19 protein-coding genes are annotated in these 23,533 nt (G+C 58.8%); 7 read left to right on the forward strand and 12 right to left on the reverse strand.

Features of this window, described 5'->3' with window-relative positions; genetic code table 11:
• Positions 1-34: 34 nt before the first annotated feature.
• Positions 35-1,402 carry an MmgE/PrpD family protein gene (locus tag EJ074_RS01155; protein WP_129552644.1) on the reverse strand — a complete coding sequence of 456 codons (1,368 nt, stop codon included), beginning with the start codon at positions 1,400-1,402 and terminating at the stop codon, positions 35-37.
• A 316-nt stretch (positions 1,403-1,718) separates the two neighbouring features.
• On the opposite strand from EJ074_RS01155, the gene EJ074_RS01160 reads away from it, so the two are divergent.
• Entirely contained in the window at positions 1,719-2,441 is a 723-nt protein-coding gene (locus EJ074_RS01160) for an ABC transporter ATP-binding protein (RefSeq protein ID WP_129552645.1), read from the forward strand.
• A 103-nt stretch (positions 2,442-2,544) separates the two neighbouring features.
• On the opposite strand, the gene EJ074_RS01165 is transcribed toward EJ074_RS01160, so the two are convergent.
• The 3 genes from EJ074_RS01165 to EJ074_RS01175 form a co-directional block, all read right to left on the reverse strand.
• Positions 2,545-3,564, reverse strand: coding sequence for an aldo/keto reductase (locus EJ074_RS01165; protein WP_129552646.1), 1,020 nt, complete (start codon positions 3,562-3,564; stop codon positions 2,545-2,547).
• 146 nt (positions 3,565-3,710) lie between these two features.
• The gene (locus tag EJ074_RS01170) at positions 3,711-4,775 is read right to left on the reverse strand and encodes a 2,3-butanediol dehydrogenase (protein ID WP_129552647.1); all 1,065 of its coding nucleotides are present in this window, start codon (positions 4,773-4,775) and stop codon (positions 3,711-3,713) included.
• Positions 4,776-4,903: 128 nt separating this feature from the next.
• On the reverse strand, positions 4,904-6,049 hold the full coding sequence (locus EJ074_RS01175; protein ID WP_245420362.1) for an ABC transporter substrate-binding protein: 1,146 nt from the start codon (positions 6,047-6,049) through the stop codon (positions 4,904-4,906).
• Positions 6,050-6,345: 296 nt separating this feature from the next.
• Here EJ074_RS01175 and EJ074_RS01180 point away from each other — a divergent pair, with 296 nt between their 5' ends.
• From EJ074_RS01180 to EJ074_RS01200, 5 genes are all read left to right on the forward strand, one after another.
• The gene (locus tag EJ074_RS01180; RefSeq protein WP_129552649.1) at positions 6,346-8,376 is read left to right on the forward strand and encodes a hydantoinase/oxoprolinase family protein; all 2,031 of its coding nucleotides are present in this window, start codon (positions 6,346-6,348) and stop codon (positions 8,374-8,376) included.
• A 20-nt stretch (positions 8,377-8,396) separates the two neighbouring features.
• Complete coding sequence (locus EJ074_RS01185; RefSeq protein WP_129552650.1) at positions 8,397-10,073, forward strand: hydantoinase B/oxoprolinase family protein; 1,677 nt, start codon at positions 8,397-8,399, stop codon at positions 10,071-10,073.
• 65 nt (positions 10,074-10,138) lie between these two features.
• Positions 10,139-11,479, forward strand: coding sequence for an aminotransferase class III-fold pyridoxal phosphate-dependent enzyme (locus EJ074_RS01190; RefSeq protein ID WP_129552651.1), 1,341 nt, complete (start codon positions 10,139-10,141; stop codon positions 11,477-11,479).
• 29 nt (positions 11,480-11,508) lie between these two features.
• Positions 11,509-11,997, forward strand: a complete 489-nt coding sequence (locus tag EJ074_RS01195) for a PaaI family thioesterase (protein WP_245454782.1) — start codon at positions 11,509-11,511, stop codon at positions 11,995-11,997.
• A 153-nt stretch (positions 11,998-12,150) separates the two neighbouring features.
• Entirely contained in the window at positions 12,151-12,966 is an 816-nt protein-coding gene (locus EJ074_RS01200) for an IclR family transcriptional regulator (protein WP_095806430.1), read from the forward strand.
• A 67-nt stretch (positions 12,967-13,033) separates the two neighbouring features.
• Here EJ074_RS01200 and EJ074_RS01205 read toward each other — a convergent pair whose 3' ends face one another.
• The 3 genes from EJ074_RS01205 to EJ074_RS01215 form a co-directional block, all read right to left on the reverse strand.
• On the reverse strand, positions 13,034-14,452 hold the full coding sequence (locus EJ074_RS01205) for an FAD-binding oxidoreductase (RefSeq protein WP_348626985.1): 1,419 nt from the start codon (positions 14,450-14,452) through the stop codon (positions 13,034-13,036).
• A 93-nt stretch (positions 14,453-14,545) separates the two neighbouring features.
• A complete protein-coding gene (locus tag EJ074_RS01210; protein WP_095806431.1) occupies positions 14,546-15,805 on the reverse strand; it encodes an aminotransferase class V-fold PLP-dependent enzyme in 1,260 nt (419 codons plus the stop codon).
• Between the two features lie 66 nt (positions 15,806-15,871).
• Entirely contained in the window at positions 15,872-16,825 is a 954-nt protein-coding gene (locus EJ074_RS01215; RefSeq protein WP_245454855.1) for a branched-chain amino acid ABC transporter permease, read from the reverse strand.
• On the opposite strand from EJ074_RS01215, the gene EJ074_RS30040 reads away from it, so the two are divergent.
• Positions 16,757-16,948, forward strand: a complete 192-nt coding sequence (locus EJ074_RS30040) for a hypothetical protein (RefSeq protein ID WP_245454894.1) — start codon at positions 16,757-16,759, stop codon at positions 16,946-16,948. The genes EJ074_RS01215 and EJ074_RS30040 overlap by 69 nt on opposite strands.
• On the opposite strand, the gene EJ074_RS01220 is transcribed toward EJ074_RS30040, so the two are convergent.
• The 5 genes from EJ074_RS01220 to gcvT all read right to left on the reverse strand — a co-directional run bounded on the left by EJ074_RS01220 (position 16,945) and on the right by gcvT (position 23,498).
• On the reverse strand, positions 16,945-17,859 hold the full coding sequence (locus tag EJ074_RS01220; RefSeq protein ID WP_095806433.1) for a branched-chain amino acid ABC transporter permease: 915 nt from the start codon (positions 17,857-17,859) through the stop codon (positions 16,945-16,947). The genes EJ074_RS30040 and EJ074_RS01220 overlap by 4 nt on opposite strands.
• Before the next feature lie 8 nt (positions 17,860-17,867).
• Positions 17,868-18,623, reverse strand: coding sequence for an ABC transporter ATP-binding protein (locus EJ074_RS01225; RefSeq protein WP_095806434.1), 756 nt, complete (start codon positions 18,621-18,623; stop codon positions 17,868-17,870).
• A 67-nt stretch (positions 18,624-18,690) separates the two neighbouring features.
• Positions 18,691-19,896, reverse strand: a complete 1,206-nt coding sequence (locus tag EJ074_RS01230; protein WP_245454783.1) for an ABC transporter substrate-binding protein — start codon at positions 19,894-19,896, stop codon at positions 18,691-18,693.
• Positions 19,897-20,645: 749 nt separating this feature from the next.
• On the reverse strand, positions 20,646-22,295 hold the full coding sequence (locus EJ074_RS01235; RefSeq protein WP_129552652.1) for an ABC transporter substrate-binding protein: 1,650 nt from the start codon (positions 22,293-22,295) through the stop codon (positions 20,646-20,648).
• A 78-nt stretch (positions 22,296-22,373) separates the two neighbouring features.
• The gene (gene gcvT / locus EJ074_RS01240) at positions 22,374-23,498 is read right to left on the reverse strand and encodes a glycine cleavage system aminomethyltransferase GcvT (protein WP_129552653.1); all 1,125 of its coding nucleotides are present in this window, start codon (positions 23,496-23,498) and stop codon (positions 22,374-22,376) included.
• Positions 23,499-23,533: the final 35 nt, after the last annotated feature.

Consider the following 23,533-nt stretch of genomic DNA (forward strand, 5'->3'; position numbering starts at 1 on the left):
AAGTGGACGCGGCTGGCTTGCATAGACAACACGTTCAGGCGTTCAGCCGCCTCGGGAAGGTCAAGGTCTCAACAAGGCCTGTGAGATCGCGAACCTGATCCAGCTCAAGCATCTGCCGTTCGATGCCTTTGATCTCGTCTGCGGAGTAGAGCGCGGCGAAATCGAGGCACTTTTGAAACTTGGCGATGACTTCCTTCGAGCCGAAACGGCTGTTGGCGGGTTCACCGGGCGAGTCATGGACCAGTTTCTCGAATACGCGGCCATCCTTCATTTTGACCGTAATAGGGCTATCAAAGGCCTCTACGCCTCCCTTCGGCCAATCCTTATGAACGGTCACTGAGACCTTGTTCCTGGCCTCCTGCCACCTGGGGTCCACGGCTTTTTCATCAGAGAAGCTGCTCAAAAAGACGGACTTTTCAAAGAAGCATGCCACGGTGGCGTGAGACAGGCTGAAGCGAGCCTGCTCGGCGCTGTCTGGCTGGTCGTACTTCAAAATCTGGGAGTGCGTCACGTTGATGCCGTGATCGACGCTTTCGACATCGTCCCAACGCAGGCCATGCTCACGGATCAGTTCCAGAAGGCCATCCATGTTGCGGTGCTTGAAGAAGCAGCACGGGTATTTCTTGATGCCAACGTGATAAATGCGGTAGTCGGCACCCAGGTCCAGGTCAAAGGTCGGTGTATCGGCCCAAAGTTCGCCGAAGCCATGCGTTCCTTCCAGGATATCGGGCTGCCCGACATAGCCCAGCGATGCCAGTTCAGCCGAACAGATGCCGTTACGGCCGGCAAAGCCCGCCTCAATGATGTGTGCGCCGCTACCGGTCTGCTTCAGCAGACCAGCCGATTGCGAAACCGCGAGGCTGATCGCCGCCGTGGTCTGGTCAACGTCGAGGTCCATCAACTTTGATGCAGCAACGGCGTTACCGATGGTGCCCAGAGCGGCCCAGCTCGCCCAGCCCTTCTTCATTCCGCGATCAAAGGCCAAGCCGAGCTGCGCAGCCACTTCGTAGCCAAGAATAAGCGCCTCCAACAGCCGATCCCCGGAGAGCTTGTATTTTTCGCTGAGTGCGAAGACAGCGGGCCAGTGACCGCACGAATACATCGTTTCAGGGAAGCTATCGTCTTCCAATTCTGTGGCGTGAGCGGAGTTGGCATTGGCGATCGTCGCATACTCGACGGGGGCGCGGAAGCCGGCGCCAAATACGCCCGCCTCGTTGTGACCGCCCTTGCTCTGTACGTAACCGATTACTGTTTTGCCAACCTTCATCCTCGTGCCGGCTACGTTCATCCCGACATGACTAAGGCCAAGCAGTTTCGCGTAATCGACCACCGCGGTCGGCATGTTCGCGAGAGATGTCGCTCGAACGAATTCGGCGATTTCGCGGGTCGTAGTGGCTCCCATTTTTTCCTCTTTCTCACTTGCCCTGGTAAATTTGTCAGCTGTCGCCCCAATCGGATCAGTTCCATATTTCGGGACACAATTCAGCTTATTGCGAGTATGTCGTGAAATGTTGCCAAGTCAACTCAGAAGAAGGGTAAATCGTAATGGACATGATGATCGGACTAAACACACGCCCTCTGGGCATTTGACAAGGCTCCTCCGTCATGCACAATGCCGAAAAACAAGATGACGTACTGTTTTTCGGTTCTTTGGATATGCTGAGGTTGGCCCGCTCCCCGGGATACGGGGCCCGTCCTGCCGAAGCCGGGAGGTTCTGGTGCTTAGCGTCAAACAAGTGGTCGCCGGCTATGGCCGGCTTACGGCTCTCAAGGAAGTAGACCTGACGGTCAACGAGGGTGAGATCGTTTTCGTTGTCGGACCGAACGGAGCTGGAAAGTCGACGCTGCTGAAGACCATATGCGGTCTCATGACGCCGACCGCCGGCGAAATCACATTTCGCGGCCGCAGGATCGACGGGAAACCTCCGGAGGAATTATGCCGCGGCGGGCTGACGTTGATTCCGGAAGGTCGCCACATCTTTAAGACGTTAACAGTCCAGGAGAACCTGCGCGTCGGCTCTATGATCAGGAAGAATTCCGCGGAGGTACGTGCGGATCTGGAAAGCGTTCTCGATACCTTTCCCATCCTCCGAGAACGCTTCACCGGCATTGCGGGATATCTTTCGGGCGGCGAACAACAGCAGCTCGCCATCGCCCGGTCCATTCTGCAGCGCCCTTCCCTGCTGATGATTGATGAACCCTCGCTAGGGTTGGCGCCTCTGGTCATCGACCAGGTCTATGAAAGTCTGCGGAAGCTGAACCGGACCGGCCTGACTTTGCTCATCGTCGAACAGTCGACGGGAAGGATCATGGATCTCGCTTCACGCATCTATGTCGTTCGCAACGGCAGAGTCGTCCTTGAGGGTACCCCAGACAAGCTCCGCGACGGACGGGCCGTCAACGCAGCATATTTCGGCTTCGACAGCGCGGACGCCTCCTGATCGTTTGGGCTCTCGCCGGATTACCAATTGGTCGAACAGGACTGCAAGCTCGATCGAGCTGCAGATCGTCAAGCCAGGTGACGACAAATTTGATCCTGCGCATTCAGAAACTAGAATGCAGTGCCCAGTCCGCGGGGCCAAGCAGATCGGCAGCGAATTTTCGCTGATGCCAGTAAGGGTAGATATATGGCAGCCGGCTGATCTCGTTGAGCAGCTCAAGTTCCTGGTCGCTCAATGCCACGTCGACAGCCGCGATGTTTTCCCGAAAATGCTCCTCGGTGAGCCCACCAGTTACAACTGAAGCCACGCCCGGTCTTGCGAGGACCCAGGCCAAAGCCACATGTGACATCGGTATGCCGCGCGCGCCTGCGATATCCGTAATTACATCGACAATGCGCCATAGCCGCCCTTTGTCGCGAATGGGAGGTCCACTCCACGCAGGGTTCGGACCGCTCCAGTCGGGCGGCGACTCACGACTGAAAAAGCCCGAGAGAAGGCCGGACGTCAAAGGGCTCCACACCATCACGCCAACCCCCTGGTCGATTGCAATCGGCAGCAGTTCGTACTCCGCCTCCCTGGCTTCGAGCGTGTAGTGAATCTGCTGGGCGATGAAGCGCGACTGCATCTTAGTATCCGCAATATGCAGTGCCTTCATCAAATGCCACCCAGAGTAATTTGAGCACCCTATATAACGAACCTTCCCGTGCCGCACGAGCGCGTCGAGGGCCTCGATTGTCTCTTCCAGTGGCGTCGATCCGTCCCATTCGTGCATCAAAAACAGATCTATGTAATCCGTGCGCAACCGCTTCAGGCTGCGCTCGCACTCTCGGACAATGTGGTAGCGCGACCCACCCTCGTCATTGGCGCCATCGCCAACCCGCATCCGCGCCTTGGACGTGATCAAAACCTGGTTGCGTCGGCCGTCCAACACTTCTCCCAGGACTTCCTCCGATCGACCGTTGTTGTACATGTTCGCGGTGTCGAACATATTGACGCCGCCATCGAGACAGACGTCCACCATGCGACGTGCTTCAGCAACTCCATGGGCTTCGCCGAAGGACAATGTCCCCATGCTCAGCGCAGAGACTTTCAGGCCGCTTCGACCCATGTTCCTGTATTGCATTGTCTTCTCCGAGCTCGAAAGCGCGACGTGCGATTGAATTCAGCAAGGTCACCGGTTTTCGTCCGGTATCACGGCTGGCAGTTGCTCGCACAATCAGGGCCACCAACCATATGACAGCTCCCGCGGCACCGGCGCGAACATTCGGTTCAGGTCTTGACCAAGATCTTGAGCAGCGATTCCTTTGGATCAAGCAGGCGACGGAAACCATCGTCGAGGATTCGATCCGCGCTGATAGTACCGTCAATCAACTTCTCTACAGGGAAATTGCCCGAGCGGATCATTGCGATGATGCGCGGCCACATATCCTTCGAATAGGCGAGAGAAGCCCGAACGGTCAGGCCCTTGAGTAGCCACTGGAACGGATCCACATTCGCTCCGCCATGGACCACGCCGGTGATGACGACCGAACCCAAGGCACGCGTGACCTCAGTGCACTGATTGAACGCACGAGGGTTTCCCGAGCATTCGATCGCGACATCCACGCCAACGTTCTCGGTCGTTTCCGCACGGACAGCTTCGACAAAGCCGCTTTCGGTCGGATCAATGATGAGGTCCGCCACGGCCAGCGAAGCAAGCTTTCCCCGGCGGCCCAGACTCGGCTCGCTGATAATGACTTGCGCAGCGCCAGCGGCCCTTGCGGCCATCGCCACAAGAACGCCAATCGGACCGCCGCCAGTTACAAGAACAGTGTCGCCCGAGCGCACGCCACCAAGATCTACGGCCTGCACTGCGACTGCGGCCGGCTCAATGAGCGCTCCTTGCTCATCCGTGACGTCATCAGGCAAAGGAATTGCGTTGTAGTCATTTACCACCGCGTATTCGGCCATACCGCCCCAGGGCCAGCCCAGTCCAACGGACGAACACAGCGGACTGAAGTGATAAAGTCCTCTGCGCCCGAAATAGTCCGTGGGCGGGCCAATCATGGGCTGAATGGAAATGCGGTCGCCTGCCTGAACGGTTGCGACATCCTTGCCTACTTCAATGACTTGGGCGGAGAATTCATGGCCCAATATTTGCGGGAGTTCGGCACCGCTATAGGGGTTTCGTACCTTCGGCGTCCAATGCGGTCCGTCAAGATACTCATGCAAGTCAGTGCCACATATGCCGCAAAGTGAGCTCTTTATCAGAACCTGGCTTGGGCCGATCTCCGAAGGCGCGGGCACATCGTCGACCCTGACGTCCTTGGCTGCGTAAAACCTAACTGCTTTCATCGATATATTCCTCAAAAACGATCAGCGTGGCCACAACCACAGCAGGTCACTGCTGGATCATCACCTGTCATGGCAGCATCTGTTGGATGGGAACGCGCGACCGGAGGGCCGCGCGTCACTCGACACCGTTACTTCGATTTGCGAAGCAGCATGTTCAGGTCCGGAACGAAATCATTCCGGTAGCTCTCCACCGCCTTGAAGACCCCGTTCTCGACCTTCATGATCAACTGTGGACGATTGACCTGAATGTGGATTTCGCTGGTATAGGAGGTAGGCCCGCACGTGGTGGGCTCGTCCTTGAAGTTGTTCATCACATCAACAACGGGCTGGCTGTCGATGGCGTTCGCCTTTTGAACAGCGCTTGCCCATTGCTCGATCGCGCAATAGCCGAGTACGGAGAACTCCGTCTCCGGCTTCTGTCCCCAGCGTGCGCTGTAGGCCTCGAGAAACTTGTTAATCTCTGGCCTCGGATCATCGTTGAGTGACATGATGGAAGGCAGATAAAAATCCTTCAGGTTCGGAACCGCGTTCAGCCAAGAATTCCCGCTCATACCGGTGTCCGACAAGATCACGGTGTCTATGCCGGCCGCACGAAGCTGACGCACCGCCGATGCACCGCCTGGGGTGTAGCTGCACAGGAAGATGGCATCTGGCTGCTTGTGCAATCCCTTGATGCGCGTGATCTGGGCCGAGATCGAGGGATCGTCGTTCTTGAAAGTGTCCCGATCAACAATGGTCCCGCCTTTGCGCTCCCAAGCATTTGCGAAGCCCGCACATGAAGACTTGGTCGCTTCGATCGAAACGTCTTCAAGGATGAAAGCGCTCTTAAGACCAAGCTTGGCTTGGCCATATTCGGCCATGACTATCCCTGCGGTTTGCCCGGCGGTGTGGGCTGTGAATACGTATGGGCCCACTCCTTGCACCCCCATCTTCGGGTCACTGGCCCCAGTGGAAATCGCAACCAGGCCGGCGTTCTGAGCGATGAGGGCTGCGGGTGAACCATAGTCATAGTCTGGCGGCACAATCATCATATTTGCACCCCAGCTGACCAATTCGCTGGCGGTGGAACCAGACAGGGCGAGATCTGTCTTCATATCAAGAACCTTGTACTCGATCTGCCGACCCAGCAGCCCGCCCGCCTTGTTGATCTCCTCAATCTTCAGGATTGCCGCTTTGTGGGGATTGTCATCATAGGCCGCCAGCCAACCCGACAATCCAGTCACAAATCCGATCTTGATCGGCTCTTTGTCCTGAGCAAAAGCAGCCGTCGTCATCAATGATGCCATTACGCCGCAAACAGCTAGCCCTAGGAGGGCTCGAAAGTTCCCCATTTTTCTGTTCTCCCGTTGTCCCGAAAACTGAGACTATGTCCCAGTAAATGACATACGATCACAGCTTTTCCGCGTTGTCAAACGGGCTGCCGCTGCGTGAGGGAGCCGCAGAAGCTGAGGCTGCTGCCACAACTGATTCCACCGAAGCATTCTTGACAAGCGCCTCCCAACAGTCTCTATTGCCATTAAATAGGATTAAGTTCCGATTTTCGGAACATGCCAATTGCATTGGATGGATTATGGGCATTAGCGTTGGCGTTGATGTAGGCGGCACCTTCACCGACCTGTTCATGATGGACACGGACAAGCTGACGTTCCACACGGCAAAGGTGCCGACCACGGTGGACAACCGATCGCAAGGTTTCCTCCAGGGTCTCGATGAGCTCGGCGTGCAACCGGCAGCCATCGACTGGCTCATCCACGGCACAACTGCCGGCACGAATGCCGTGCTGGAGCGCAAGGGCGCGCGCTGCGGTTTGATAACGACAAAAGGGTTTCGCGACGTCCTGGAGATCGGGCGTCGGACTCGACCCTACGCCTACGGCCTATCTGGAAATTTCCGCCCTTTGATCAATCGAGAGTTCCGCCTCGAGGTGCCGGAACGCATTGATTCCCATGGAAATATAGTGATTGCGTTGGATGAAGAGGCGGTACGTGCCACGACGCGCCGCCTGCTCGACATGGGAGCGGAAGCGATCGTAGTGATCTTCCTGCATTCCTACGCCAACGACAAACACGAGGCACGAGCTGCGCAAATCGTCAGGGACCTCTGGCCAAACGAGCATGTGGTGGCAAGCCACGAAATCATCCGTGAGATGCGGGAATTCGAGCGATCGAGCACGGTGGCTATTCACGCATCGATCGGCCCCGTGGTCAGCCGCTACATCTCTGACGTGGCCTCGGAATTGAAAAAGAGTGGATTCAAGAACGAACTGCTCGTGATGCAGGCAAATGGCGGCATGATGGCCTCCTCACTGGTCGCCCGGCATGCCGTGCAGACGGTCATGTCAGGCCCGGCTGCCGGCGTGCTGGCGGCCTCCGCAATTGCAAAGCGGGCGGGGATCGACAACGTCGTGACGGGGGACATGGGCGGCACGAGCTTCGACGTCGCGATCGTCGCCAACGGCGAACCGATCATATCAGCTGAAAAGGAACTGGCCTATGCCGTTCCAATTCGTATCCCGATGATAGACATCCACACAGTGGGGGCTGGCGGCGGCAGCATCGCGCGCCTCGACAAGGCCGGGATGATCCGCGTCGGCCCCGAAAGCGCTGCCTCGTTCCCCGGCCCGATAGGCTTCGGCAGAGGTGGCACCGAGCCGACGATAACCGACGCCAATTTCCTGTTAGGACGATTAAATCCGCGGGCGATCACCGGCTCGTCGAAAGAGGCGCCGCTCGACAAGATCGCGACGACATTTGAGAGCAGGATCGGACATATCCTTGGCATGGATGCATGCAGGACAGCAGCGGCGATCCTGGAAGTCGCGAATGCTGAGCTTGCCGGCGCGATCCGGCTGGTCCTGATCGAGAAGGGACATGATCCGCGCGATTTCGCGCTCATGCCCTTCGGCGGCGCCGGACCGCTCCATGCCGTCTCCATCGCTCGAGACCTGAACATCCCGCGCGTTCTGGTACCACGCTATCCGGGGCTCAATTCGGCCCTGGGCTGCGTGCTAGCCGACGTTCGTCATGACTTCGTTCAGGGGGTCAATGAAGCACTCGGAGGCCTCGACCGTGCGTCAATCCAAAAGATACTGACAGATCAGGAGCGGGCTGGCCGCGATCTGCTGGCTCGGGAAAAAGTCAGCGTCGTTCGCGTGGACGTCTCGCATGAGTTCGATCTCCTCTTCCGCGGCCAGTCGCATGCACTACGCGTTCCGATGCGCGGATCCCGATTTGACCCGCAGGAACTTGAGGCAGAGTTCGTCAAACAGTACCTGGCCCGTTACGACCTGTCGCTTCCCGAGATGCACCCGATGTTGACGAATGTCCGCACCACCGTGGTCGGTGTCCGGGAAGGTATCGACTTTGGCATCTTCAAGCCGAAACAGGGCCGGCTCCAAGACGCCATCAAGGGGTCCCGTGACGTCTACTTCGATGGGGCGTGGCGCTCGGCGGTCACTTACGACCGCGACAAGTTGCCTGAAGGCGCAACGATTAAGGGGCCGGCGATTATCGAACAGCAGGACAGCACCTTTGTTCTTGATCCGGGCGCTACCGCGCAGGTGGACGATATCGGCAACCTGCTCGTCCATGTTCACGGTTGAAGTCGCCACTGGAGGAAACCATGACGCCTCAAACTCTCAAACGCGACGACGCACCCTGCGCTGGCACCGCCGTCGACCCCGTGACTTTGACAGTCATAGAAAAGGGTTTGCAGCATGTCTGCACGGAAATGGATCTGGTGCATGAGAAGACCTCCTTCTCGCCCATCATTTCCGAAGGATACGACCGCGCCAACGGCATCTATCATCGCCAGGATGGCAGGATGATCGCTCAGGGCGAGCTCGGACTGCCGATCTTCCTGGGCCAACTTGCGGTCACCACGAACACCGTCATCCAATCACGGAACGATCTTGCAGACGGCGATATCGTGGTGATGAACGACCCCTATCTCGGCGGATCGCATCTGATGGACGTTCGAATGGTGCGTCCGTTCTTCTACAAGGGGCGCCTATGGGCTTATCTGTCCAATGTTGGCCACTGGCGCGATACCGGCGGTTCGGTTCCAGGAGGCTTTGCCACCAAGTCGACGGAGATTCACCAGGAGGGGCTGCGCATCCCGCCAATAAAGCTGGTGAAGGCTGGCAGGATCGAGGATGATGTTCTCCAGCTAATCCTCAACAATATCAGAGTACCGAATGACTCCCTCGGAGACGTGAAGGCTCAGATCGCAGCACTCGGGGCCGGCGCAAAACGCCTCACAAGCCTGCTGGACCGCTATGGCGAGGAGGTTGTCGACAAAGCCATCTCGGAACTGGAAGTTCGCTCCGAACGGCTGATGCGGTCTCACATCGAAACGATCCCCGATGGTACGTGGAGAGCGGCGGCCGAGGTCGACAGTGATGGCATCGTCAACGCGCCGCTTACGATCCACGTCAATGTCGAGGTAGCCGGATCCGACATTCGCGTGAATTTCCAAGGTTCGAGCGAACCTTGCGCAGGTCCGCTCAATACAGTCTGGGCAACCACGCTCAGCGCGGTCTACATTGCGTTGAAACATGTCTTTCCCGATGTCCCCATGAACGCGGGCTGCTTTCGTCCGATCACAGTGGAAAAGCCCCGCGGAACCTTCCTGTACGCCGAGTATCCAAGGCCGACGGCCGGTTCAGCCGCCGAAGTCTCGCAGCGAATTATCGAGGCGATCCTGCTGGCCCTGGCGCCAGCCATCCCCGACAAGATATTTGCCCCTCCCGCTGGAACCAGCGGGAACCTCTGCCTTGGCGGCGTGGATCCCGAGACGGGCGAAACCTATGTGATGTACTACTTCTCCGGCGGCGGCTACGGAGGCTGGTATGATGGCGACGGCATCAGCAATGGCTGTGCAACGATCGGCATTTCCAAGAGCCAGCCTGTTGAGGTGCTCGAGCAGCGTTACCCGATCATCTTCGACCATTACTCACTTCGAGATGGATCCGGCGGTGCGGGCAAATTTCGGGGCGGACTCGGCGTCGCCTATCGGATGAAGCTGCTGCGAGGGACGGCAGCGGCCTCCTTCATGATGGATCATGGGCGACAGGGTCCCCCAGGGACACTCGGCGGACAGCCAGGATCCCCCAACGAGATCGTCGTATCTCGTGGTGGCACAGCGGAGATACCCGAGCATCTGTCGAAGGGCGAAGGCTATGTCCTGCGGCCAGGCGACTGGATTGACGTAAAGACCCCGGGCGGCGGCGGCTACGGAGACCCCAGTGATCGAGATCCTGGGCTGGCCGAGGATGACGGAAAAAGGGGCTACCTCTAAAGGTGCCTTCAAGGGCAGGTCGTTAGACCAACGCCGCTGAGCTTTCGACCGACGGATATCAAGACATGCTTTCACTTGCAAATGCGACTGACGAGTTGAACCACGCGATTGCCCGGTTGAGATATGAATTTGCCGCGCGCAATCCCTTGAGTGAACGATCGGCACGCGAGGCACAAAAAGCGCTTCCTGGAGGCAGCACACGATCGGTTCTGTTTTACGAACCGTTTCCGCTCACGATCTCATCCGGTAGAGGCGCTGAGGTAACCGATGTCGACGGCCACACCTATTTTGATTTCGTCGGCGAGTTTTCTGCAGGCCTCTATGGACACTCCGAGCCGGTAATCCGCCAGGCGGTTGTGGAGGCACTGGACGGCGGCATCGTGCTTGCTGGACCCAACGTCTACGAGGCAAAATTCGCCGAGGCGATAAAGGCGCGGTTCCCGAGCATGGAACTGCTTCGCTTCTGCAATTCAGGCACCGAGGCGAACATCCTTGCGCTTGTCACGGCCCAGCATTTCACGCGCCGGCGTAAGATTCTGGTTTTCGATGGCGCCTATCATGGGGGTGTTCTCGTTTTTCCGTCTGGCGGAAATCCACTCAATCTGCCATTCGATTTTATCATTAGCCCGTATAACGACGTCGTCGCCGCCGCACGGCGGATCAGGGAAAACAAGAACGACTTGGCAGCGGTCCTGGTGGAGCCGATCCTGGGCGCGGGTGGCAACCTTCCCGGTACAAACGACTTTTTCTCTACCCTGCGTCGGGAAACGGAGGCGGCAGGTGCGTTGTTAATCTTCGACGAAGTCAAAACGTCGCGCTGTGGTTCGGGGGGTATGCAAGGCTTGTTCGGGATTAAGCCGGACCTGACGACGCTTGGCAAATATCTGGGCGGCGGTTTGCCGACCGGCGCCTTTGGCGGGCGTGCGGACATCATGGACCACTTCAACCCGCATAGAGCCGGATCGCTGCGGCATGCGGGAACCTTCAACAACAATGTCTGTTCAATGGCAGCTGGTCTTGCGGGCCTGACTAAGGTGTTTACGCCTGCGCGGGCCGACGCCTTCCACAAGGAGGGCGAGCAGATGCGTGTTGATTTTCAAACCATCGCTGACGCCAAAGCCGTGCCTTTGAGCTTTACCGGGCTCGGATCATTCTTCACTTTGCATCTCGGTGGCAAGCTCCTTGAAAAGGCCGCGGACGTCACGCCTCTTAGCAGGCAGGTCGGGCTTCTTTTTCACATGTTCGGCATGCTCAACGGGATCGCCATTGCAGGACGCGGCGACTTCTACCAGTCGCTCCCAATGACGTCTGAGCATCGCGATAGGGCTAAATCGGTCCTCACCTCGTTCATTTCCGAATATGGCGACCTGATCCGCGCTCTGGCGGAGCAAAACGCAAGGGCCTAGCGAGGGACCCAGCCAGCGCTGAGCCAACCGTGAGCGGCATTTTGAATTGGATGGTGAAAGTAGTGGACGAAGTATTGGCCAGAAGCGCATTCGACCGCGCAATTAAGGATCAAAGGCCTGAATTCGGGGCGTTTTTCCTGGCCCAGCTGCTGGCGCTGGACATTTCTTACAGCGACGACACGTGCACGATCCGATTTCCCGTTCAAGACTTTCTTTTCAACCCGCAAGGCTCACTCCATGGCGGCATTATCGGCACGATCATGGACATCTCCATGGGGCATCTCATTCATCATATCTACGGTCGAAGCGGGGCCACCATCGAGATGAAGGTCCAGTACCTGCGTCCCCTGACAACGGGAAGCGCCGTCTGCACCGGTCAATTCATTAAGCGCGGCAAGAGCATTGCCTTCCTCGAATCGCGGCTGGCGGATTCCTCCGACTCGCTCGTCGCACATGCGACTTCCACATGGAAATGCAGCGCCCCCACGCAGACTGCTTCAACGCATTCTCAAGTTTAATTTCGGAGCATATGTAATCGCGGTGGACTCTGAGCCACGTTGCAATTCGACCAACTTTCTGGAACAGTGTGCCGAATATTTGGCCTTCGAATTTGTCGTTTGAGGCGTATTCCAGCCAAAGCTCATGCAAAGAAGCATCCAGGGAGAGCATTGATGGCCGATGATGAGGAAGCGGCTGCGGGACCGCTTGAACGATATGTTTCGATGCTGGAGCTGATCGCGGCATTTCCCGGAGAGTTGACGGCTGCCGACGCAGCACATGCGCTTCAATTGCCGAAGTCGACTGCTCACCGGCTGCTGCGCGTGCTGAGCCGCTCCGGCTTGATCGAAGGGGGCGATCAGAGGGACCGCACCCTGTCATTGGGTAACCGCCTGACACGGCTTGTTTATGCGGCTGGTCATGCTGACTGGATCGAGGCAGCGGTGTTGCCAACGCTGGTCCAAGCTACCTCTAAGTTTCCGAGCGCTTCGCTCTTCGTATCGCGGCTCGCAGGGTATCGCGTCTTCGTTGTCGCGTCCGCCGCGGGTGACCCGCGCTGGAAGAGCTATGTGGTCCCTGGACAGGAGCTTCCCCCACATGCGGCAGCCAGCGCTAAGGTCATTCTCGCCCATCAGAACAGTGAATTGGTGGACCAGGCGCTCGCGAGACCGCTGGAGGCCTTTACGCACAATACTGTCACCGATCCCCGGATCGTTCGGAAGGAAATCGCGGCTGCTCGCAAGGACGGATACGCGATGTGCTTGGAATCGATCCATGAGGGCATGTCGGCGCTTTCGGTCCCAATCCACATTCCAGGGGATGGTGTGATCTATTCGGTCGGTATCACCGGCCCGATAACAAGAATCGTTACCGAAGAACTCGGGACGATCGTGAACCTCCTGGAAGACACCGCTAAAACCCTCGCGCCCATCCTTTCGCTACGCGCACGCAAGCAAAACAGCGTCAAGAACGCAACACATGCAGCCTAGCGGCTGCAGCATCGGCGGACCGAAGCTTCCAGACAATTCCCCCCAAACCATTTCAGCTCGTCGCGGCTCAGTTCTCCAACGGGCGCACGTGGACGAGCTTGCCTGGATTGAAGCTTTGAAGGGGATCGAGCGTAAGCCGCAGCTGCCGCATCAGTGTCAGCGATATGTCATCCTTGTAGCGCGGCAGAAGGTCGACCTTTGAAAGGCCTATGCCGTGCTCTGCGCTGATCGAGCCACCCAAGTTTGAGACGAGATCGTAGACGACCATGCCGATTGCTTCCGTGTCACTGACGGGAGCAAGCACATTGAAATGGATATTCCCGTCCCCAACATGGCCGAAGGCGATCGGCTTTGCCTCAGGAAAGCGAGATCGCACGGCATCGTCTGCCTTCGCAAGAAACTCAGGGATCAACGAGACAGGAATGGAGACGTCGTGCTTCGCACTTGGCCCGTAACGACGCTCTGCGTCTGTGATTTCCTCTCGCAGGCGCCAGAATTCGGCCCGTTGTGCTGCACTTCTCGCCAGCACCGCGTCACTGACGAAACCCTGCTCGGCCGCCGACGCGAGGCTGTCTTCGACAAGATCGTCGATCGATAATCCTTTCATGGTCGCAGACACCTCGGCAAGTACGTACCAGGGCGATCGCTCCGAAAGTGGATCGCGGGCGTCTTTCACGCTGGAGAGTACAAGATCGAGGCAAGCACGCTGGACAAGTTCAAAGGCAACAATGGAATCGCCAAGTTCCGCCTGAAGGTGCCGCAACAGCTTGACGGCTGCATCGGGGTTGGGAACGGCGATGAAGGTCGTTGTGTGCGAATGAGGTAGCGGGAAAAGCTTTAGCGCGACCGCCGTGACAATCCCGAGCGTTCCTTCGGCGCCGATGAACAGCTGCTTGAGGTCGTAACCTGTATTGTTCTTGCGAAGTTTTTGCAGACCGTTCCAGATCGCTCCGTCTGCCATCACCACCTCGAGGCCGAGCACCAAATCGCGCGTGCAGCCGTACCGCAGTACGTTGATACCTCCGGCATTGGTGGAGACGACACCGCCGACCTGCGCGCTGCCTTCAGCCGCGAGGCTTATCGGCAGAAGGCGACCCATCGCGCCGGCAGCTTCCTGTGCGTGCTTAAGGATCACGCCTGCCTCGGTCACGATGACATTATCCAGCGGGTCAACTTCACGAATGCGGTTGAGGCGCCGCATCGATATGACGACTTGCGTGCGGCCGTCGGCCCCATTTGAAGGCACACCGCCGCCAACCAGGCCTGTATTGCCGCCCTGCGGAACGACGGCAGCGCCATGTGCAACTGCCGTCTTGACCACGCGTGCCATCTCCTGCGCTGTACGCGGCTCGACGACGCATTCTGCAGTCCCGCTGTAGCGACCCCGCCAATCGACAAGATACGGAGATATCTCGTTCGGGTCCGTCTTGACGGCGGTTTCACCGAGCGCATCTCGCAAGTCACGCAATAAACATCGAGCTCTCAAACGCTGGCCTTTCCTGAAACCGCGCGAGCATCCTCCATGCGACCGCAAGCCTCGCGCTGCCACTATCTGCAGGACTATAATCGCCTGGTTGGCCTAGTAGCTGTGTTCGTCATAAGCCACCCGCGCGGAGTTGCGGGCCTTCACGTGATTGATCGCTTCACGAACAGCCTCCAGATACTCGGGGACGACTGCCAGGTGAGCTGGATTGACACCCTGCTGGATTGCCTGAGGGTCCCGCATGCGGCCTCTCAACCATCCGCGCTCCTCCAGACGGTCCGCGACCGCATAGATGTCAACGCCCGGATCGCGGCACGCGAAGGAAATCAGGTTGCTCTCGCCATTGGGGGTCAGGCAATAGATCTCCGGAATCGCGTTCAAGCCATCGATCAATTGCATGGTGGCATCCATGGTCAGTTTAGCGGCACGCAAATAGCCCTCCATGCCGAGATACTGCATCACCGCCCAGGCAGACGCGACTGCCCCGCCCGCCTTGGTACCAAGAAAGGTTGGCGTCGCATAAGTCCCCCGCGGCCAGCCGCTGAAGGAAAAGCGTTCAAACTCCTGATCTTCTGCGTCGCGGTACAGCACAACGCTCGCGCCCTTCGCCGCATATCCAAATTTGTGAATGTCGGCAGATAGGCTCGAAACGCCGGGCACACGGAAATCCCACTCGGGGATCGGGTAGCCGAGCCGTTCGGCAAATGGGGAGAGAAATCCACCCCAGCAGCCGTCAACGTGAAGACGAAGTCCTTTTTCCTGTGCCAGTGCGCTGACTTTGTGGATGGGGTCGAATGTGCCGAACGGATAGTTCGGCGCGGACGCAAACAGCATCATGGTTCTATCGTCGATCGCGGCGCGCAAAGATTCAGGATCCGCCCGGAACTCGGCGTTATGAGGGGTGCGCTTGACGTCTACACCGAGCAATTGGCCGGCTTTGTCGAGACAAGGATGGGCCGTTTCGCAGGCGACGATGTTGAAACGCCCTCCATGCTCGCCCCGTTTATGACGCGTCAGGTCGCGCGCGGTCTTTACCGCCATGAAGACGCTCTCAGTACCCCCAGAGGTAAAAGAGGCGCCAGCGCCGGAGGGTGCATTGAAGAGTGCCTTCGACATCGACTTGATGTCGTCTGTCATCCGCTCAAGGCTCTTGAAGGCACGGCCCGCACCAAGCCCGTTCTCCGCGATGTATTCGCCGTAGGCTTCGCGCTGAATGTCCAGTGTCTCGTCATCGACAAAATAAGTGTAAGAAGGCACTCGGCCGGCGCGCCAGTCGAAATCCAAGGATTTCATCTGCCGCAGTTCTTGCATGATGACGTCCTTCGAAACGCCCTTTTCGGGTATTTGCATAATCATGATCTATCCTGTTTGTGTTTTAGCCGGATCGCATCTCGGTCGCCGGCGAGGCACGCTGAAGGCACATCAGGCGCGGTCGCCAACAGGCGTGGCGGCGCCGCTGCCTGTGCCATCGGCGACAACGTGATCTTGTCTCACCGGCCAAGGCCAGTTTAGTTCTCGACCTGCCATGATCCCGTTTTTGCGGAATATGAGGATGAGGAGCATGATGCCGGCGAGGATGAGTTCCTGAGAGCCTGGCGGTATTGAGATGTCGAGGGAGCCGAGGGAAAAGCCTGCTTCGGCGCGGCGGAACACTTCGGTTACCACGCTGATGACGGTGACGCCAACGACGGCGCCTGCCAGGCTCTGCATGCCTCCGATGACGAGCATGGCGACGATGAGAAAGGTCTGGTTGAGGAAGAAGTTGCTGATGGAAACGGTGCCCATGAAGTGGGCGTACAGGACGCCTGCGAGGCCGGCCACGAAGCCGGACAGGCTGAAGGCGATCAGGCGCGACCAATAAAGCGACATGCCAGAGGCTTGTGCTGCGACCTCGTCTTCCCTGGTGGCTCTGAGCATGAGGCCCCAGCGCGATGTCTGATAGAAGAAGGCGACAAGGATGACGACAATCGCGCACGCCAGGGCGACCCAGACGTTAACATAGATTGGCAGGCCCACGATGGTTGAATTGCCCATCGTCACGGTGGACCAGTTTGAATAGACGACGTTCAGGATGAACAGCAAAGCCAGCGTCGAGATCGAGGCGCTGAGGCTTGAAAGTCTCATGAGCACGAGGCCCGAGACAATCGCGGTGGCGCCAGCCAGTCCGATGGAGATCAACCCTGCCGGAACAAGCGGTATGGTGTTGTCGCGCACAAAGGAAGGCAGTCCAGGCATCGTGATGGGCTTCAGCATCCGGCAACAGGTCTGCCACGCTGACGCGTAGGCGGCGACCGCGCAAAAGGTCATGTGCCCGAAGGACACGATGCCGGAGTTGCCGGCGAAGATGTAGAGGCCGACGGCGAAGACGAGGCGAATGAGGGCCTCGGTCGTGACACGCTGTATGCTTGGCGATCCGAAGCGATCGATGGCGATGATGAGGACCAGCAGCGGGACAATTATCGCCAGGACGGGAAACAGCCGTTGAACAACCCGCATTAAACTCGCTCCTTGGCTGCGCTCGTCACGATCAGTCCCTGCGGGCGCAGGAGCAGGATCAAAATGACGATGGAAAACACGCCTGCATCGCGAAACGGACGCATCTCGTCGGGCAGATAGGTTTGAAGAAGGACACTGAGGATGCCGACGACGTAGCCTCCGACAACCGCCCCGGGCAGGGAGCCGATGCCGCCAATTACGGTGGCGAAGAAGGCGTAGACCGTGGGCATCATGCCCATGCGGATGTCGAGCGTGCCGGTCTGGATCACGAACAGCAGCGAGATCGTCGCGCCCAGCATGCCGCTGATGGCGAAGGCTATGGCTATGATGCGGTTGGCCGGAACGCCGAGGAGGCGCGCCATCTGGAAGTTCTCGGCGGCTGCGCGCAGCTGGATGCCGATCGGCGTCTTCTTCAGGAAAACGACCAGCAGGATAAGCAGGCCCAGCGCCACGCTCATCGTGAGCAGCTGGACGCCCGGGATGCGGATGCCGAACAGCTCGACCGCGCGCGTCAGCGCATCGCCGATGCTCACAGATTTGGGGCGGCCGCCATGCAGCAGCAGGATAAGGCTCTGCAGGAAGTAGCTGACGGCGAAGGAAGAGATCAAAAGGGTGGTCGGGTCGGAATTGCGCAACGGGCGGAAAGCCATTCGCTCGGTGATCAGGGCCAGAATGGTCACCGTCAGCACAACGCAGAAAATCATCGCCACCCATGGCAGTGAGCCAAACATCAGAGCGGGCGACGCGGCAGCGGTCGGCACGACCAGCGAATAGGCGCCGACGGTGATGTAGTCAGCCTGGGCGAAGTTGATGAGCTTCATCACGCCAAACACGAGGCCGATGGCGAGCGCGACGAGCGCGTAAAGACTGCCGAGAGCGACAGCGTCGATGAGGACCTGGAAAAAGTGCGCCATGAAAGATCCTATATGACTGCGTCTGCGCGCGAGGCCTGGTCTCCGAGATATGCGCGCAGCACGTTCGGATCCTGCTTCACCTGTTGCGGAGTGCCTTCGGCAAGGCTCCTGCCGCCGTCCAGCACGTGGATCCTGTGACAGACCCCCATGATCACCTGCATGTTGTGCTCGATCAGCATGACGCCGCAGCCGAAATGCCGCGGGATGTTGGTGATCGTCTCCATCAGCTGCTCGCATTCCTGCTCGTTCATTCCAGACGCCGGCTCATCCAGCAGCGCGAAGGAGGGTTGCAGGGCCAGCGCGCGGGCGATGCTGATGCGCCGTTCGTCGCTGTAAGGCAGGGAATCGCAGCGACGATCATGGTCGTGCCGGTAGCCGATCCAGTTCAGGATCTCGCGCGCCTGCGCCGTCGCCGTCTTGGTCGACAGGCCAACGCCAAGGCCGGCAACAACCAGGTTCTCCAGCACCGTCAATTTACGAAACAGCCGCGCCGACTGAAAACTGCGACCAATCCCTGCCTGCGCCATCTTGCGGGGCGACAAAGCCGAAACGTCCTGTCCATCCAGCTCGAAAGTGCCGGGGCTCGGCTTTTGAAAGCCGCTCAAGACGTTGACCATCGTCGTCTTGCCAGCCCCGTTGGGCCCGATCAGCCCAAGAATGTCGCCAGCCGAAAGCCTCAGCGTCACACCGTTCAACGCCTTGATCCCGCCGAAGTCCACATGAATGTCCTTCGCCTCAAGCACTCGCTTCCGATGCCTGCTCATTTAAAATGCGCCTTTGCTTGCGGGCGTGCGCCACACCGGCGCACGCCATTTTGGCAGGTCCAGACCGCTACTGGCCAGACCGGAACAGGAGCTTCATGTCCGGCATGAACTCGTTTCTATACATCTCCACGGCGTGAAAAGAGCCATTCTCCACCTTCATGATCAACTGAGGTCGGTTGATCTGAATGTGAAGCTGGTCCGTGTAGGACGTTAACCCGACCGTAAACGGCTGGTCCTTGTACTGGTTCATCATCGCCAGAACGGCCTGCGAGTCGGTCGTCTTGGCCTTTTCGACGGCATACGCCCACTGCTCGATCGTACTGTAGCCCAGCACCGCGAACGAAGAAGTCGGTTCTTCTTTCCACCGCGCCTTGTAGGCGGCTAGAAACTTGCCGATCTCCGGACGGGGGTCATCGCCATACAAGGACATAATCGCCGGGATGTAAAAGTCCTTCAGGCCGGGAACCGCGCCAAGCCAATAGTTATCCGTCATGCCGGTCAGTGAAACGATTGGCGTATCGATACCAGCCGCCCTGATCTGGCGGACGGCGGATCCACCGCCAGGTGTGTAGGAGCAAAGGAAGATCACATCGGGTGCCGGGCTCGCGCTTTTCAGCCGCGTAATCTGTGCAGCGATGGAAGGTTCGTCGTTCTTGAACGTGTCGGAACCCACAAGCGTGCCGCCGACATTCTGCCATCCGGCCCTATAACCTGCACAGCCCGACTTGCTATATTCGATGGAAACGTCCTCAAGGGCATAAGCTGTCTTCAAGCCCATGACCTTCTTTGCGTACTCGGCCATCACGATGCCCTGCGTCTGTGCGGCCGTGTGGGCGGTGAACACGTATGGACCAACCCCCTGAACACCCATTTTCGGGTCACCTGCACCTGGCGAGATCGCGATCTTTCCAGCGTTCTGAGCCGCAAGCGCGGCCGCAGCACCGTAGTCATAGTCCGTGGGCACCACGAGCATGTCGGCACCCCAGTCCAACAGCTGCGAGCCAGCTGTTCCCGCCAGCGTCTGATCCGTCTTTGTATCGATGACGCTATATTGAATCTGCCGACCAAGCAGGCCGCCAGCCTTGTTGATTTCCTCGATCTTGAGGACAGCTGCCTGGAACGGCCCGACATCATAATTGGCCATCCATCCCGACTGCGCGATGGCAAAGCCTATCTTTATGGGTTCATCGGCCTGAGCTCTGACGCCAGAAGATGCCAGAGCGACCGCGAGGAGCGCGCCTAAGCCTCCCCATTCTCCAATTTTAGCAAGCACTGCTTTCCTCCCTTTTTCCCGGAAAATAGAACTTTGTCCCGTTCTTTGATATTGCACCACAGGTGGGCCCGGTTGTCAAACATGTTGAAGCATCGGTTGATTGCGCGTACCGCAGGGGCCGCCGGGCATTGGCGCGGGCACGCTTGTTCTCCGCTGTCGATCGGGGACCATCTCTTGAAAGCCGGCCAAGGCGAAGTTCGCTCGTTCCAATTTCTGGATTGGCGCGTCCGTCATCGGACGCCTTTGTTGTCGGCACGAGCCGCAAGATCGATCTTGGCTTTTCGTGGCCTCACCTTCAGGCCCCTCACGGCAAGGATAAGAGCGTCGGCGTGACGTCGAGGTTGTGGGCTGGCGGCTCTGGCAGGTGTCGTTAAAACCAAGCATGGGTCGCGGCGGCGGTCTTGCGTTTCTCCCGAAACGTGCCGTTTCGTTGAAAGGTCGGTGTGCGCGGGTGTCGACCTCGATCAACTCCACGGTCGGCCGTTGCACGCCAGGACACCCAACGATTTTCTGCCGAGTCCAATCTCGAAGCGGATGTTGAAACAGTGTTTCCGAGCAGAGCCTGCGGCGAAGCGCAATGTTGACCTAGACACCATGGACGGCCAAAGCCCGACATGATCAGATGCCGGGCATTTTACGGCCAACTCGGTGGCGATTACCCTGTCGTTCAATCGTTACTGCACGCCCCTCGCCGGGAAGGCGAAGGGCGACGGCCGGCAAAGAGAGCTCGCAGTAGCGCTGCTGTTTAGCTATGCGTCCAGCCATGCGTTCTGAAGGTCAATCTCGTAGGTCTGGTGCATGCCGTAGTTCCTCAGCTTCTTGCTCATGTGGCAGTAAAGTTTCTGCCAGTACGGCTGAATGATGATGCTGGAATCCTGTAGGATCTGCTCGATATCCTTCATGACTTCCTTGCGCTTCGCGGCGTCGGCGATCGAAAGTGCCTCCTTGAGCTTGGTGTCGAACTCAGGATTGGCGTAGCCGGTTTCATTCCAGGCTTCCCCCGAACGATAGGCGAGCGCGAGGGTCTGGACGGCGAGCGGCCGCATGTACCAAATGGTGAGCGAGTAGGGATATTTCGTCCAATCGTTCCAGAACGTTGAACCGGGCAATACTGTGCGCTTCACCTTTATGCCGGCATCGCGCAACTGGCCGGCGATTGCGTCGCCGGTGGCCTTCTGCCAATCGTCCTCGACGGTGATCAGCTCGTGCTCGAAATCCGCCTGCCCGGCGTCCGCCATCAATTTCTTGGCGCCTGCGGCGTCACGCGCCTTTTTCGGAAGCGGGAAATACTCGGGCTGAATCGGGCTGACGTGGTGATTTTCCCCAACCGTGCCGCGGCCGTTGTAGCCGAGCTGCAGCACGGCATTGTTATCGACGGCCATCTGCAAGGCATTGCGCACCTTCTTGTCGTCATAGGGCTTGTGCGTGATGTTCGTGCGCGCCACGACGGTCGTTGCCGTCGATACTTCGGACTTCACCAGCCCCATTTTGTCGAGCGCGTCGATGTAGTCGGACGGAGTCTCGTAGTCCAAGTCGATCTCGCCTGAGTCGAAGGCGCTGACGGTGGCGTTGAAGTCGGTGCCGTAGTCAATGAATTCGACGCCGTCGAGCGGAGCTTCGCCACCCCACCATTTGCCGTTCTCGCGGCGTTTGACGACGGCCTTCGACCCAACCGCATAAGACACCAGCTCGAAAGCCCCGGTGCCGATCGGCTTCTTGATTGGGTCCGCCCCATCCTTTTCGAAGCTGCGGTGCACGACGAGCGCAGGGTAGTCGGTGAAGCCAGGGATGATCGCAATGTCGGGCCCATTCAGCTTCAGCTTGACCGTATAGTCGTCGACTTTCGTGATCGCGCCGTCCTTCGCCTTACCCGGCTTGTCGTCGAGCAGGGAGCCCATGCGGGCAGCCATGGAGTTGCCGGAAGCTCCCTTTTCGCACCACCGCGTGATGTTGAAGACGACATCGTCGGCGTTGAAGGCATCGCCGTTGTTCCAGGTAACTCCCTTGCGCACGTGCAGCACGTACTCCGTGGCGTCGTGGTTGACGTCCCAGCTCTCGAGCAGGACGGGCTCGAAGGTAAACTGGCGCGTGTAGCGAACCAGAGGCTCCAGCCAGCAGCGGGAGACGTTCGCCATCTCGCCCCAATCGTACGTGCGTGGATCCTTCTGTCCTTTGACGGACATCGCGACGCGAAGGGTCCCGCCCCTCTTCGGCTGCTCAGCGAAAGCCGGCTGCGGCAGGGCAAGGCCCGCCATGCCGTAGGCCACGACGGCCGATGCGCCGAACACGCTAGCAATGGCGAGGAACTCGCGCCTGTCCATTCGGCCCTCGCGTGCGTCCTTGGCCATTGCTTCGACAGACGCCGGAACGCGCCCGCCATTTGACTTGAAGTATTTCATGCACTCCTCCTGTTCTTGTTCCCATTCACTGTCTAATGCGCATGCCCAGTGGGGCGAGGCTCTCGCCCAACTGACTCCTCAGGCCCTCGCGCGCTCCCTATTCGGGTCGTAAAGCGCCTCGCCATGAAGGACAGCTTGGCTGGGCCCCGCCTTGGCTTCGACAACGACCTGCTGCCCGTCCTTTGCCAGTTCCGAAATGACGTATCCTTGCGCCAGGGCCTTCCTGACGGTGAACCCCTTGGCAACCGATGTGACGGTGCCGGCCTTCCTGCCGTCGACCGTAATGTCGGCGCCGATTTCCAGCGGCACATCGAGATCGGCCGCCGCAATCAACATAAGGCGCCTGGACGGCCCCTCCTCCATCTGACGCGCGATGACGTCGCGGCCGATGAATTCCGGCTTGTCGAGACGAACCGTCCATTCGAGCCCCGCTTCGACAGGGGTATTGCCCGTCGACAGGTCAAGCCCGTACAGGGGGAACTTCTTCTCCATCCTGAGGGTGGCGAGCGAGCCAAGTCCGCAAGGCCTCACACCAACGTCAGTGCCCGCTTCGATAAGGCGGTCCCAGACGTGCTCCGCGTACTCGGATGGGTAGAACAGCTCGTATCCGAGTTCGCCGGAATAGCCGGTGCGGGAGATCATCACTTCGGGGATGCCTGCCAGTTCGCCGATGACGAAGCTGAAGTACTTCAGCTTGGCCGCCGAGAGATCGGCGTCGGTGAGTCTTGAAAGGAGCGCCCGGGAGTTCGGGCCCTGCACCGACATGTAACCGAACCGGGCGCCATAGTTGATCAACTGGACCCGGAGGTCGCCCGCCACCTCGCGTATCCAGGCTTCGACCGCGACGATCCTGGATGGCGTGGGACAAACCCTGAAGGTGTCCTCAGCCATACGGTAGACCAACAGGTCGTCGATCATCCCTCCCTCGGCGTTGCACAGTGAGGTGTAGACAACGCCCGACGGCCGCATGCGCCCGATGTCGTTGACGCAAAGCTTCTGCATCAGGCGAAGCGCATCGACTCCGGTCACCTCCAGGAAGTACTGCGAGTAGACGTCGAAGAGACCGACCTTCTCGCGAGCGGCTATGTGCTCGGCTTCGACGGAGCCAAAATGCAAGGCGGCTGCAAAGCCGATGCGGTCCACGAACTCAGCGCCTGCGGCTGCATGCTTATGATAGTAGGGCGTCCGGCGGATCATCGCCATCTAGTGTGTCCTTCCTGAAATGTTTGTGGTGGCGC

The sequence above is a fragment of the Mesorhizobium sp. M3A.F.Ca.ET.080.04.2.1 genome (genome assembly GCF_003952525.1).
Taxonomy (GTDB): Bacteria; Pseudomonadota; Alphaproteobacteria; order Rhizobiales; family Rhizobiaceae; genus Mesorhizobium.

Bases quoted from the DNA above. Each gene is read 5' to 3' on its own strand.
- EJ074_RS01185 (WP_129552650.1), top strand. From the start codon at position 8,397: ATGACGCCTCAAACTCTCAAACGCGACGACGCACCCTGCGCTGGCACC.
- EJ074_RS01235 (WP_129552652.1), bottom strand. From the start codon at position 22,295: ATGAAATACTTCAAGTCAAATGGCGGGCGCGTTCCGGCGTCTGTCGAA.
- EJ074_RS01225 (WP_095806434.1), bottom strand. From the start codon at position 18,623: ATGAGCAGGCATCGGAAGCGAGTGCTTGAGGCGAAGGACATTCATGTG.
- EJ074_RS01170 (WP_129552647.1), bottom strand. From the start codon at position 4,775: ATGAAAGCAGTTAGGTTTTACGCAGCCAAGGACGTCAGGGTCGACGAT.
- EJ074_RS01175 (WP_245420362.1), bottom strand. From the start codon at position 6,049: ATGACGACGGCTGCTTTTGCTCAGGACAAAGAGCCGATCAAGATCGGA.
- EJ074_RS01210 (WP_095806431.1), bottom strand. From the start codon at position 15,805: ATGATTATGCAAATACCCGAAAAGGGCGTTTCGAAGGACGTCATCATG.
- gcvT (WP_129552653.1), bottom strand. From the start codon at position 23,498: ATGGCGATGATCCGCCGGACGCCCTACTATCATAAGCATGCAGCCGCA.
- EJ074_RS01155 (WP_129552644.1), bottom strand. From the start codon at position 1,402: ATGGGAGCCACTACGACCCGCGAAATCGCCGAATTCGTTCGAGCGACA.
- EJ074_RS01190 (WP_129552651.1), top strand. From the start codon at position 10,139: ATGCTTTCACTTGCAAATGCGACTGACGAGTTGAACCACGCGATTGCC.
- EJ074_RS01180 (WP_129552649.1), top strand. From the start codon at position 6,346: ATGGGCATTAGCGTTGGCGTTGATGTAGGCGGCACCTTCACCGACCTG.
- EJ074_RS01200 (WP_095806430.1), top strand. From the start codon at position 12,151: ATGGCCGATGATGAGGAAGCGGCTGCGGGACCGCTTGAACGATATGTT.
- EJ074_RS01220 (WP_095806433.1), bottom strand. From the start codon at position 17,859: ATGGCGCACTTTTTCCAGGTCCTCATCGACGCTGTCGCTCTCGGCAGT.
- EJ074_RS01165 (WP_129552646.1), bottom strand. From the start codon at position 3,564: ATGCAATACAGGAACATGGGTCGAAGCGGCCTGAAAGTCTCTGCGCTG.